Below are 11,900 nucleotides of genomic sequence, written 5' to 3'. Positions count from 1 at the left end.
TAAAAGCAACCAGGGCAGGCCGAAAGGCCTGCCCCTCAGGGAAGCCAGCCTCCCCTGAATGCAAGAACCGCTCCCAGCCTCGGCCGGGAGCGGTTCGTCGTGCGCGGCGTCGCTCGAGCAGCGACGCTTACTGGCGAACACCCTCGAAGGTGACGTAGAGCTCGAGCTCACGCATCGGCTCGGGGAAGTTACTCATGTCGATGCCATAGTCGGCGAGCGCCAGGGTGGTGCTTCCCTCGAAGCCGGCACGGTAACCGCCCCACGGATCTTCCCCCTCTCCCAGCAGCGTGACCGGCATCTCGATCTGCTGCGTCTCGCCATGCAGGGTCAGCTCGCCCGTCAGCACCCCTTCTCCCTCACCGCCAGGCTCGAAGCCGGTGGAGCTGAAGGTTGCGGTGGGATACTCACCGACATTCAGGAAGTCATCGCTCTTGATATGCTTGTCACGCTCGGCGTGGTTGGTATTCAGGCTGTCTACCTGCACCTCGAGCCGAACGCTTGAGGCCTCGAGCTGTTCCGGGTCGTACTGAAAGCTGCCGTTGAACTCCTCGAAGCTACCCAGGATATAGGAGTAACCCAGGTGGCTGATCTTGAACTGGATAAAGGCATGCTGCCCTTCACTGTCGATGGTGTAATCGGCGGCCTGGGCCTGACCGACGCCCATCAAGGCGGTGGCGCTCAGCGCGGCGGCAATGGCACTCTTCTTGAACATCGAAATTGACTCCTGTTGGAACAAGACACGTTGAGGAATACTCCTCGCGAAACGACATCGGTCAGCGTCGTCCTGCATGGGGATCGATCATCCGACGAAGCACTGGATTGCGATCAACAAGATGGTGCTTGAGCGCAGCGACGGCATGACCGGCGGACAGGATCATCAGCGCCAGAGCGGCATACCAGTGCACCTCACCGGCCACACTGGCCTGATTGGGCAGACCACTGATCACCGCCGGTACCGTGAACCAGTCGAATACCGCGATGCCCTTGCCATCGGCGGTGGAGATCAGATAACCGCTGACCAGCACCACCAGCATCAGCACATAGAGGCCCAGGTGCCCCAGATGGGCTATCGCCCGCTCCAGCGGCCCACCCAGTGCGCGAGGCGTCGGATTGACCAGACGCCACCCCAGGCGCAGCAGGGTGGCAAAGAGCACCAACATGCCCAGCGAACGATGCCACCAGGGGCCCAGGTTGTACCAGGGATCGTAGTAACCCAGACCGGTCATCCACCACCCCAGGATAAAGAGTCCAATGATGAGGATGGCCAGCGTCCAGTGCAGCAGGATGCTGACCATCCCCCAGCCATCGTTAGTATTACGCCACATGGCCCCTCCGTCCCCATACTTGATATGGGACAGCTTACCCCAGGTAATCGTTCGAGTCCGCTGAATAAACCCAAATGCTGCATTCGAAAAAAGTGTTGCTTTGGCGTATGGCGTAGACGAAGACGCCCGTGCCGAATCTCCCGGCACGGGCGTCAGAACGACAGTCGGAATCAGACCAAGGCGTCGAGCCCACGGGCCAGATCGGCCCGAATATCATCGAGGGCCTCGAGCCCCACCGCGACCCGAATCAACCCTTCGGCGATACCCGCCGCCGACTTCTGGGCATCGCTGAGGCGACCATGAGTCGTGGTGGCGGGATGAGTGATCGTGCTCTTCACATCCCCCAGGTTACCGGTGATGGAGAGCAGTCGAGTCGCATCGATCACCGACCAGGCCGCCTCGCGCCCCCCCGCGACCTCGAACCCCAGCACGGCGCCGAAGCCGCGCTGCTGGCGTGCGGCCAGGGCATGCTGCGGATGGCTGGCGAGACCACTGTAATGAACACGGGTCACCGCCGGATGAGCCGACAGCCACTCGGCCAGGGCCTGCGCACTCTGGCAGTGGGCCCGCATGCGCAGCTCAAGGGTCTCGAGCCCCTTGGTGAAGATCCAGGCATTGAACGGACTCAGGCAGGGGCCGCAGGTCCGCACCACGCCGAATACCTCCTCCAGCTCCTTGTCGCGCCCCACCACCGCGCCACCGATCGCCCTGCCCTGCCCATCCAGATACTTGGTGGCCGAGTGGATCACCAGATCGGCCCCCAGGGTCAGGGGGCGCTGCAACGCCGGTGTCAGGAAGCAGTTGTCGATGGCCAGCAGCGCCCCGTGACGATGGGCGATCTCGGCCAAGGCGGCGATGTCCACCACCTCGGAGAGCGGATTGGAGGGGGTCTCGGCGAACAGCAGCCGAGTCGCGGGCGTCATCGCCGCCTCCCAGGCCTCGAGATCCGACAGCTCCACATAGCGGGTGGTGATGCCCAGCTTGCCCAGATACTTGTCGAACAGGCTCACCGTCGAGCCGAACAGTGAGCGCGAGGCAACGATCTCATCACCGGCCGACAACAACGCCAGCGCCGTGGAGAGAATCGCCGCCATCCCCGAGCTCGTCGCCACGCAGCGCTCACCCCCCTCCAGCGCCGCCAGGCGACGCTCGAAGGTACGCACCGTAGGATTGGTAAAGCGCGAATAGATATTGCCGGGCTCCTCCCCGCCGAACTTGCGCGCCGCCTCGGCGGCGCTGCCATAGACGAAGCTCGAGGTAGGGAAGATCGGCTCGCCGTGCTCCTGCTCACCGGTACGATCATGGCCGGCGCGAATCGCCAGGGTCTCGAGCGCCCAGGGCGAGTCGCTATCGTGTTCGTCATGCATGCGCATCGCCTCAGTCGTCGATATCGTCATCGAGATTATGGGTGCCAACCAGGGCATGGTCACCGGCGCTCTGCTGCTTGGCATCATCGTTGCGCGAGGCCTCGAGCGCCGCCAGGTAGACATCGTCGATATCACCGGTCACGTAGTTGCCATCGAACACCGAACAGTCGAAGGCATCCAGGGCCGGGTTGGCCTCACGGCAGGCGGCCTTCAGATCGTCCAGGTTCTGGTAGAAGATGCGATCGGCGCCGATCAGCTCTCCCACCTCGGCCTCGCTGCGCCCATGGGCGATCAGCTCACCGGCCGAGGGCATATCGATGCCGTAGACATTGGGATAGCGCACCGGCGGCGCGGCGGAGGCGAAGTAGACCTTGCGGGCCCCGGCCTCACGCGCCATCTGGATGATCTGCTTGCAGGTGGTACCCCGCACGATGGAGTCATCCACCAGCAGCACGTTCTTGTCCTTGAACTCCACGCCGATGGCATTGAGCTTCTGGCGCACCGACTTACGCCGCTGGGTCTGGCCCGGCATGATGAAGGTCCGCCCGATATAGCGATTCTTCATGAACCCCTCGCGATAGGTCACCCCCAGATGCTGGGCGAGTTCCAGCGCCGAGGTGCGCGAGGTATCGGGAATCGGGATCACCACATCGATATCATGCTCCGGCCACTCGCTCTGGATGCGGTCACCCAGCTTGCGTCCCATATGCATGCGGGTGCCGTAGACATAGGCGCCATCCAGGATCGAGTCGGGACGCGCCAGATAGACGTGCTCGAAGATACAGGAGGTCAGCTGGGGAGCATCCGCGCACTGCTGGGTGTAGATCTTGCCCTGCATGTCGACGAAGATCGCCTCACCCGGCGCCAGGTCTCGCTGCAGTTCGAAGCCCCCCACGTCCAGGGCCACCGACTCGGAGGCGATCATCACCTCCTGGCCGGCCCCCTCGTCACGGGTGCCGAACACCACCGGGCGGATACCATGGGGGTCGCGGAAGGCCACCAGCCCCACCCCATTGATGATCGATACCGCCGCATAGCCACCCCGGCAGCGCCGATGGACGCGGCGCACCGCATCGAAGACATCGCCCGCCCCCAGGTGCAGCCCCTGCTTGCCCAGCTCATGGGCGAAGACGTTGAGCAGCACCTCCGAGTCGGAACTGGTGTTGATATGGCGCAGATCGGAGGAGAACAGCTCCTGCTTGAGCTGATCGGAGTTGGTCAGGTTGCCGTTATGGGCAAGCGCGATGCCGTAGGGAGAGTTCACGTAGAACGGCTGGGACTCCGCCTCGCTGGAGGAGCCGGCGGTGGGGTAGCGAACATGGCCGATGCCGAGGTTGCCCCTCAGACGCGCCATATGGCGGGTATGGAAGACATCGCGTACCAGACCATTGCTCTTGCGCAACAGAAAGCGGCCCTCATGCCAGGTCATCATGCCGGCGGCGTCCTGTCCGCGATGCTGTAGCACCGTCAGGGCGTCGTAGATGCCCTGGTTCACCGCCTGCTTGGCCATCAGGCCCACTATACCGCACATTCCACCTTACCTCGTTTTCCTGGACTTGCCTTGACTGGTAACCAGGGCTATCGCAGGTAGCTCGGGGCTGGTCTGGCGCGTAGCCTAACTGCAATAGCTCTGGACTGGTAACTGCTATCTGGAAACGCGGAAGACCCACAGGGCCCCCACGGAAAATTATCTCTCGGGAGGCGTTGTGACCCTCTGCGTGGTGGCGTCGCTACCCGGCAGGGACAACTCATCGAGCGATGACGGCACGTCCGGAACCCGCCCCTCCCAGGCCTCGAGGTGGCTGACCGCCCAGTCACGCAACTGCTCGAGATGCGGGCGCAGTACCGCCCCCTGCCAGGCCTCGAGCCTGGCCAGCGGGGTCAGCCCGATCACGATGGTCACCAGCACCAGGATGGCGGCCCCCTTGGCCATCCCGAAGGCCGCCCCCAGCAGGCGGTTGACCAGCCCCATGCCGACCCACTCCACGGCGGCCTGCAACAGCCGGATGATGATCCCGCAGACCAGCACGACACCGAGGATGACCAGCACGAAGGCCAGCACCAGGCGGCCATCGGGACTGTCGATGACACCCGCCAGCAGATCGGCCACCGGCTGTGCGAACATCCGTGCCGCCAGCAGCGCCACGACCCAGGCCCCCAGACCCAGCGCTTCGCGCACCAGGCCACGCAGCAGGCCGGTGATGCCGGTCACCGCGAGCAGCGCGATAAAGATCCAGTCGAGCCAGGTCAGGGTCATGTCACTCCTTCACCCGGACCAGCAGGCCCTGGAGATTGACCCGCGCCTTGACCTCGGCGACCGCCTGTTCGCCGGCCTCGGAGGTGGCAAAGGGGCCCACATAGACGGTGGTAAGGTCGTTGCCGCGTGGCCGGCTGTAGGCAGTGAAGCCCTCGTCACGCAGCTGAGCCAGCAGCCGCTCGACGTTGGATGGCTTGCCGAAGCTGCCGACCTGAACGGCCCACTCCCCCTGCGCCACGGCCGCGCCGGGAGATGATGAGCGCTCGGCCAGTCGCTGGTCGGCCGCCCGCGCCAGTTCGGCGATGGGATCCACGGCAGTCGCGGTGTCGGCGGGCTCCTGGGTGGAACTCTGTTTGGCAGATGACGGTTCGGCAGATGCCGGCTCGTCAGAGGTCTGTTCGCTCGCCGACGGCATGTCCTGGCGCGTCGCCTCCGTCGAAGCGATTCGGGATGAACGCGTCTCGTCGCCGGGCAGGAGACGGGGGGTGGGCTCTGGAATCACGCCGGACGCCTCGTCGCCCGACAGGCTGGCCGGTGGCTGCGGTTCCGGCACATCGTGGCGCTCGACCTCGATGGGTGCCTCGATGCTGATCGACGGCTCGGGGCGCCCGTCACGCGGGGCCGGGTCATCGAACAGCATCGGCACGAAGATAACCGCCAGAGCGATCAGGATCACCGCGCCACTCAGGCGCTCACGCATACCATACTTCACGGGGCTACCTCCCTGGAGCTCTGGTCCGTGTCAGTCTGTACCGAACCGGCGACGCTTGCCAGCCGCGGCAACACCTCCCCCACCGTCAGGAAGGAGCCACATACCAGCACCCGGTCCTCCTCCCCCAGCTGGGTCACCAGCCACTCGACGGCCTCGCCGGGAGACGTGGCGCGATGCATCACGGATTCGCCTCGGGCGGTGAGTCGCTCGGCCAGCTCATCGGCACTGCGGGCGCGCTCCCCCGCGAGGCTCGCCGGCACCCAGCCATCGATCACCGGCGCCAGGGCGGCGATCACGCCATCGGCGTCCTTGTCGCCCAGCATCGCCAGCAGCGCCAGGGTACGCCCACGACAGGGACGTGCCTGGAGTCGCTTGGCCAGATAGCTGGCGGCATGCGGATTGTGGCCCACATCCAGGCACCACTGCCCCCACCACTGCATGCGCCCGGGCAGCCGAACACTCGCCAGTGCCTGACGGCATGCATCGACCTCGAGAGTCACGTCGGCCAGGCTAAGGGCCTGCAGCGCGGTGGCGGCGTTATCCAGGGGCAGGCCGGGGTCCGGGAGATCACTCAGGAAGGCGGCGGGGTCAGACCCCGAGCCCCTGGGGTCTGACCCCACTCCCCTCCAGCACCACCCCTCGGCCTCGCCCTCGCGGGTAAACGCCTCGCCCAGTGCATGGACGGGGGCACCGAGCTTGGCGGCGGTCTCGCGCACGCTGGCCGGCAGGGTGTGGCTGCCCAGCACCGCGGGGCGTCCGGCACGCATGATGCCGGCCTTCTCACGGCCGATCTGCTCGAGGTCGGTGCCGAGGAAGGCGGCATGATCCTGAGCCACGGTGGTCACCACGGCCACATCGGGATCGATGATATTGACCGCGTCGAGCCGCCCCCCCAGGCCCACTTCGAGAATCGCGAGGTCGGGCGGCCGACGGGAGATCGCCCATTGCGCCCCCAGCGTCCCCACCTCGAAGTAGGTCAGGCTGATCGGCTCACCCGCCAGACGCGCCTGCTCCACCGCCTCGAAGCCCGCCATCAGCGCCGCGTCGTCGGCCTCCTCGCCATCGAGACGCAATCGCTCGTTGTAGCGCACCAGATGGGGGGAGGTGTAGGTCGCCGTGGTCAGGCCATGGGCGCGAGCCAGGGCCTCCAGCATGGCCACCGTGGAGCCCTTGCCATTGGTGCCGGCCACGGTGATCACGCGCCCGGCCAGGGGCCGAGCGAGCAGTCCCATGCGCCGGGCGACCTCGGCCACGCGCTCGAGGCCAAGGTCGATCCCCACGGGGTGAGCGGCCTCGAGACGCGCCAGCCAGGCGTCCAGAGTGGTGGGCAGCGCCTCGCTCATGGGGCGTCAGCGCCGCTCGTCGGCGGAGTCTGCGGGCGCTTCATCACTCGCAGACGATGTGTCCTCGGCGCCGGTTTCCGGTGCCTCGGTCGGGGTCTCGGCCGTCGTCGGTTCGGCATCAACGCGGGCCTCGCCCTGTTCGGCCTCTTCCACCAGGTCAGGGGTCGTCGGGGTGACCGCCAGTTCAGGCTCTCCGCTGGCGGGCTGATGGGTCAGCTTGCGCAGCACTCGGCCCAGGCGATCGCGAATCTCACGACGGTGCACGATCATGTCCACGGTGCCGTGCTCGAGCAGAAACTCGCTGCGCTGGAAGCCTTCCGGCAGCTTCTCGCGGACCGTCTGCTCGATGACTCGCGGGCCGGCGAAGCCGATCAGGGCATTGGGCTCGGCCATGTTGATATCCCCCAGCATGGCCAGCGATGCCGAGACCCCACCGAAGACCGGGTCGGTGAGCACCGAGACATAGGGGACGCCGGCCTCCTTGAGCTTCTCCAGTGCCGCAGAGGTCTTGGCCATCTGCATCAGCGAGAACAGCGCCTCCTGCATCCGCGCCCCGCCGGAAGCGGCGAAGCAGATCAGCGGGATCCCCTCCTCGCGAGCCAGGGTCGCGGCGCGCACAAACTTCTCACCAACCACCGCCCCCATGGAGCCCCCCATGAAGGAGAACTCGAAGGCCACGGTTACCACCGGCAAGCCATCCAGGGTGCCACGCATGGCGATCAGGGCATCCTTCTCGCCGGTCTCCTTCTGGGCCGCCGTCAGGCGGTCCTTGTACTTCTTGGAGTCACGGAACTTGAGGCGGTCGACGGGCTCGACCTCCGTGGCGATCTCTTCCCGCCCCTCCTTGTCGAGGAACCAGTCGAGGCGCTTGCGGGCGGTCAGGCGCAGGTGATGATCGCACTTGGGGCAGACGTTGTGCTGCTTCTCGAGTTCGGGAAGATATAGCACCGACTCGCACTTGGGACACTTGCGCCACAGCCCGTCGGGCACGCTCGCACGGCGGTCTTGGCGCTGGATTCGCCCAATGGAGGGCACGATCTTGTCTAGCCAGCTCATGTCAGAAAGGGTCCGTGTTCGTGTCGGCGCCCGGGGAGGCCCCGGGCGCATGAATCGATTCGTGTAGCCGCTACTTGAGTTAGGCGTTCAGGGCGTCCAGGGCCTGACGCATCTCGCCGAGCACCGCCTTGAGCTCGGCAGGAATCGCCTCGGGCGTCTCGGTATTCTCGGCGATGCGGCTGACCAGTGCCGAGCCGACGATGACCCCGTCGGCCACCTTGCCCACCTCGGCCGCGGAGGCACCGTCACGGATGCCGAAGCCCACGCACAGCGGCAGGTCGGTCATGCGCCGCAGCGGCGCCAGATGGTCGGCCACATCCGTCGCATTGAGGATCGCCGACCCGGTAACGCCCTTGAGGGAGACATAGTAGAGATATCCCTCCCCATGGGCGCATATTGTAGCGGCCCGCTCCTCGGAAGTGGTAGGTGCAACCAGGAAAATCGAGGCGAGACCGCGAGATTTCAGCAGCGGCCCCAGCTCCTCGGCCTCCTCCGGCGGCATATCCACCGTCAGCACGCCGTCGATGCCTGCCGCGGCGGCCTGCTCGGCGAAGGCCTCCAGGCCGATACGCTCCATGGGATTCAGATAGCCCATCAGCACCACCGGTGTCGTGCTGTCGCTCTGGCGAAACTCCCGCACCATCTCGAACAGATGAGAGAGGCGCACGCCACGCTTGAGCGCACGCTCGCAGGCCTTCTGGATCACCGGGCCATCGGCCATGGGGTCGGAGAAGGGCACCCCCAGCTCGATGACATCGGCACCCGCCTCCACCAGGGCATGCATGAAGCCCACGGTGTGCTCGGGGCCGGGGTCGCCGGCGGTGATAAAGGGAATCAGTGCGCGACGCCCCTGGGACTTGAGGTCGGCGAAGCGTTGGTCGATACGATTCATGGTCTGGCCCGTCATCTAGAATGAGATCCCGTCGAGGTTTGCCACCGTCATGATGTCCTTGTCGCCGCGTCCCGAGAGGTTGACGACGATATTCTGGTCGGGACGCAGGGTGGGAGCCAACACCTTGGCATAGGCCAGGGCGTGGGCCGACTCCAGGGCCGGCATGATGCCCTCGACGCGGGTCAGCTCGCGAAACGCCTCGAGCACGTCGTTATCGTTGGCGGCCACGTAGTTGACCCGCCCGACGTCCTTCCAGAGCGCATGCTCGGGGCCGACCCCGGGATAGTCCAGGCCAGCCGAGACCGAGTGGGTATCGGAGACCTGGCCTCCCTCGTCGGACATCAGGTAGGTGCGATTGCCGTGCAACACGCCGCGGGGCGCGCCAGACGACAGCGGCGCCGCATGGCGCCCGGTCTCGACACCATCGCCGCCGGCCTCCACGCCATACATGACGACATCATCGTCCTCCACGAACGGATAGAAGAGCCCCATGGCGTTGGAGCCACCGCCCACGCAGGCGACCAGTGCATCGGGCAGGGCGCCGAACTCCTCGAGCGACTGACGACGTGCCTCACGACCGACCACGGCGTTGAAGTCGCGCACCAGCATCGGATAGGGGTGCGGCCCGGCCACGGTGCCGATGATATAGAAGGTGTTATCGACGTTGGTGACCCAGTCCCGCAGCGCCTCGTTCATGGCATCCTTGAGGGTACGCGTGCCGGACTCCACCGGGATCACATTGGCGCCCAGCAGGCGCATGCGGTAGACGTTGAGCTTCTGGCGCTGGACGTCCTCGGCCCCCATGTAGACATCGCACTCGAGCCCCAGCCGCGCCGCCACGGTGGCGGTGGCCACGCCGTGCTGACCGGCACCGGTCTCGGCGATGACTCGCGGCTTGCCACTCTTCTTGGCGAGCAACGCCTGCCCGATGGTGTTGTTCACCTTGTGGGCGCCGGTGTGGTTGAGGTCTTCGCGCTTGAGCCAGATCTGTGCCCCACCGAGCTGCTTCGACCACCGCTCGGCATGATAGAGCGGAGATGGCCGGCCTACATAGTGGGCCAGGTCGTAGTCGAATTCCGCCAGGAACGCCGGATCATCACGAAGACTCATGTAGGTCTTCTCCAGCTCATCCAGGGCGAAGCTCAGGGTCTCCGAGACGAACCGGCCGCCATAGGGGCCGAAGTGGCCACGGGCATCCGGCAGTCGGGTCAGGTCACTGAACTTGCTCACGAAAGACACCTCACAGATCGCCATTGGGCTTAGGTTTATAGGGGCTTGGGTTTATAGGGGCTTGGGGTTACAGCACTTGGGGTTACAGCGCTTGGGATTACAGGGCCTGGAATGACAGGGATTCGGGGTTACCGAATATCGAGTGTCGGCAAATCGGGTTCGCGGCACTCAGCAACGGTTGTCGCCATCGTGGACCGCGCTCATGAAGGCCGCCATGCGCGACACATCCTTGACACCAGGGGCCGCCTCGATACCGCCGGAGACGTCAAGCGCGAAGGGTGCGACCGTCGTGATCGCCTCGGCGGCATTGGCTGCACTCAAGCCTCCGGCGAGAATAACAGGTTTTGCCAGGCTTGCGGGGATCCGCGACCAGTCGAAGGTCTCCCCGGTCCCCCCCGGCACCCCCGGGCGATAGGCATCGAGCAGCAGCGCCCGCGCGCCGGCATAGGCCTCGGCGGCCGCGACCAGATCGAGATCCTCGCGCATGCGCAGCGCCTTGATCCAGGGCAGCGGTCCCGCGGCACACGCCTCGGGCGATTCATTGCCATGGAACTGCAGCAGGTCGAGGTGGGGTGCACAGCGTGCGACCCACTCGGGCTCGGCATCAACGAACAGCCCCACCCGGGTGACGAAGGCCGGCACCCGTGCGCTCAGCTCGGCCAACCTCTGCTCATCGATGGCGCGCTTGCTGCCTGGCCAGAGCACGAAGCCGAGGGCATCGGCACCCGCCGCCACCGCGGCCTCCACGTCCTCATTGCGCGTCAGCCCGCAGAACTTCACCCGGGTGCGCATCATGTCGTCTCCCGGTCGAGCGCCAGCGGCCGGCCACGGCGGAACTCGACCATCGGGCAGTCCGGAAGGGTCCGTTCACCGCTCCACTCTCCCAGGAAGGCGAGCAGATTGGGACCCAGGGGCTCCCTGGGCAGCCCCCACTGGTCGTCATAGAGCGAGTCCACGAAGTGCAGACCGCAGGCCGGCGCCGTGACATCGGCCAGGGTGCGGTCCTTCAGAGTCATCAGCTCGGCCAGATAGTCATCGCCACGCTCGCCCCGCCCCACCGTTACCAGGGCACCGACGATATTGCGGATCATATGGTGCAGAAAGGCGTTGCCCTGAACATCGACCACCACCAGGGGGCCGTGACGATGCACCTCGATGAAGTGTAGATGGCGCCAGGGGGTCTTGGACTGACAGCCGGCGGCACGGAAGCTCGAGAAGTCATGCTCGCCCACCAGCACCTGGGCGGCACGGTGCATGGCATCGGCATCCAGCGGGTCGCGGCACCAGGTCACGTTGGCACGCTCCAGCACCGGGCGGCTCGGCTGATTGAGCAGCACATAGCGATAGCGGCGCGCCAGCGCCTTGAAGCGTGAATGAAACGCGTCGGGCACCTCGGTGACCCAGCGCACGGCGATATCCCGTGGCAGATTGGCATTGGTGCCGAATACCCAGGCCTTCTGGGAGCGCGGCACCGGCGCATCGAAGTGAATGACCTGACGGGTGGCATGAACACCCGAATCGGTGCGCCCACTGGCATGCACCGTTATCTTGTGGCTGGCGACCTTGCCCAGCGCCTCCTCGAGGGAGGCCTGCACCGAGGGGGCGTGCTTGAGACGTTGCCAGCCACAGTAGGCGCTGCCGTCATACTCGACCCCCATGGCCAGGCGTCCGGTCATGGGGGTGCGTTCATCGAGGCGTTGGAAAAGAGTCATGCGGTG

12 protein-coding genes are annotated in these 11,900 nt (G+C 65.8%); all 12 read right to left on the bottom strand.

Translation table 11 applies throughout. The features are described from left to right. Positions 1 to 127: 127 nt before the first annotated feature. The 12 genes from GRB80_RS02110 to truA all read right to left on the bottom strand — a co-directional run bounded on the left by GRB80_RS02110 (position 128) and on the right by truA (position 11,894). Positions 128 to 712 carry a YceI family protein gene (locus GRB80_RS02110; RefSeq protein ID WP_161422394.1) on the bottom strand — a complete coding sequence of 195 codons (585 nt, stop codon included), beginning with the start codon at positions 710 to 712 and terminating at the stop codon, positions 128 to 130. A 61-nt stretch (positions 713 to 773) separates the two neighbouring features. After that, the gene (locus GRB80_RS02105; RefSeq protein ID WP_132042559.1) at positions 774 to 1,325 is read right to left on the bottom strand and encodes a cytochrome b; all 552 of its coding nucleotides are present in this window, start codon (positions 1,323 to 1,325) and stop codon (positions 774 to 776) included. Positions 1,326 to 1,495: 170 nt separating this feature from the next. Continuing rightward, a complete protein-coding gene (locus GRB80_RS02100) occupies positions 1,496 to 2,692 on the bottom strand; it encodes an O-succinylhomoserine sulfhydrylase (RefSeq protein WP_161422393.1) in 1,197 nt (398 codons plus the stop codon). A 10-nt stretch (positions 2,693 to 2,702) separates the two neighbouring features. Next, on the bottom strand, positions 2,703 to 4,223 hold the full coding sequence (gene purF, locus GRB80_RS02095) for an amidophosphoribosyltransferase (RefSeq protein WP_132042555.1): 1,521 nt from the start codon (positions 4,221 to 4,223) through the stop codon (positions 2,703 to 2,705). Positions 4,224 to 4,379: 156 nt separating this feature from the next. Next, positions 4,380 to 4,949 (bottom strand): CvpA family protein, encoded by a 570-nt coding sequence (locus GRB80_RS02090; RefSeq protein WP_161422392.1) that lies wholly within the window; start codon positions 4,947 to 4,949, stop codon positions 4,380 to 4,382. Between the two features lies 1 nt (position 4,950). Continuing rightward, positions 4,951 to 5,661, bottom strand: coding sequence for an SPOR domain-containing protein (locus GRB80_RS02085; protein ID WP_161422391.1), 711 nt, complete (start codon positions 5,659 to 5,661; stop codon positions 4,951 to 4,953). Further along, positions 5,658 to 7,004 (bottom strand): bifunctional tetrahydrofolate synthase/dihydrofolate synthase, encoded by a 1,347-nt coding sequence (gene folC / locus GRB80_RS02080; protein ID WP_161422390.1) that lies wholly within the window; start codon positions 7,002 to 7,004, stop codon positions 5,658 to 5,660. The genes GRB80_RS02085 and folC overlap by 4 nt, the downstream gene beginning before the upstream one ends. Before the next feature lie 6 nt (positions 7,005 to 7,010). After that, positions 7,011 to 8,060, bottom strand: a complete 1,050-nt coding sequence (gene accD / locus GRB80_RS02075; RefSeq protein WP_132042547.1) for an acetyl-CoA carboxylase, carboxyltransferase subunit beta — start codon at positions 8,058 to 8,060, stop codon at positions 7,011 to 7,013. Between the two features lie 79 nt (positions 8,061 to 8,139). Next, the gene (gene trpA, locus GRB80_RS02070; protein WP_132042545.1) at positions 8,140 to 8,952 is read right to left on the bottom strand and encodes a tryptophan synthase subunit alpha; all 813 of its coding nucleotides are present in this window, start codon (positions 8,950 to 8,952) and stop codon (positions 8,140 to 8,142) included. 15 nt (positions 8,953 to 8,967) lie between these two features. Continuing rightward, positions 8,968 to 10,206, bottom strand: coding sequence for a tryptophan synthase subunit beta (trpB, locus tag GRB80_RS02065; protein ID WP_161422389.1), 1,239 nt, complete (start codon positions 10,204 to 10,206; stop codon positions 8,968 to 8,970). Between the two features lie 144 nt (positions 10,207 to 10,350). Then, positions 10,351 to 10,974, bottom strand: a complete 624-nt coding sequence (locus GRB80_RS02060; RefSeq protein WP_161424207.1) for a phosphoribosylanthranilate isomerase — start codon at positions 10,972 to 10,974, stop codon at positions 10,351 to 10,353. Further along, on the bottom strand, positions 10,974 to 11,894 hold the full coding sequence (gene truA, locus GRB80_RS02055; RefSeq protein WP_161422388.1) for a tRNA pseudouridine(38-40) synthase TruA: 921 nt from the start codon (positions 11,892 to 11,894) through the stop codon (positions 10,974 to 10,976). Before truA ends, GRB80_RS02060 begins: the two co-directional genes overlap by 1 nt. Positions 11,895 to 11,900 lie beyond the last annotated feature (6 nt).

It is taken from the genome of Halomonas icarae (assembly GCF_009901955.1).
Lineage (GTDB): Bacteria > Pseudomonadota > Gammaproteobacteria > Pseudomonadales > Halomonadaceae > Halomonas > Halomonas icarae.
Note: the sequence above shows the minus strand (reverse complement) of the source record. Positions and strands in the feature narration are given on the sequence as shown.

Bases quoted from the DNA above. Each gene is read 5' to 3' on its own strand.
- GRB80_RS02110 (WP_161422394.1), bottom strand. From the start codon at position 712: ATGTTCAAGAAGAGTGCCATTGCCGCCGCGCTGAGCGCCACCGCCTTG.
- GRB80_RS02105 (WP_132042559.1), bottom strand. From the start codon at position 1,325: ATGTGGCGTAATACTAACGATGGCTGGGGGATGGTCAGCATCCTGCTG.
- GRB80_RS02100 (WP_161422393.1), bottom strand. From the start codon at position 2,692: ATGCATGACGAACACGATAGCGACTCGCCCTGGGCGCTCGAGACCCTG.
- purF (WP_132042555.1), bottom strand. From the start codon at position 4,223: ATGTGCGGTATAGTGGGCCTGATGGCCAAGCAGGCGGTGAACCAGGGC.
- GRB80_RS02090 (WP_161422392.1), bottom strand. From the start codon at position 4,949: ATGACCCTGACCTGGCTCGACTGGATCTTTATCGCGCTGCTCGCGGTG.
- folC (WP_161422390.1), bottom strand. From the start codon at position 7,004: ATGAGCGAGGCGCTGCCCACCACTCTGGACGCCTGGCTGGCGCGTCTC.
- accD (WP_132042547.1), bottom strand. From the start codon at position 8,060: ATGAGCTGGCTAGACAAGATCGTGCCCTCCATTGGGCGAATCCAGCGC.
- trpA (WP_132042545.1), bottom strand. From the start codon at position 8,952: ATGAATCGTATCGACCAACGCTTCGCCGACCTCAAGTCCCAGGGGCGT.
- trpB (WP_161422389.1), bottom strand. From the start codon at position 10,206: ATGGCGATCTGTGAGGTGTCTTTCGTGAGCAAGTTCAGTGACCTGACC.
- GRB80_RS02060 (WP_161424207.1), bottom strand. From the start codon at position 10,974: ATGCGCACCCGGGTGAAGTTCTGCGGGCTGACGCGCAATGAGGACGTG.
- truA (WP_161422388.1), bottom strand. From the start codon at position 11,894: ATGACTCTTTTCCAACGCCTCGATGAACGCACCCCCATGACCGGACGC.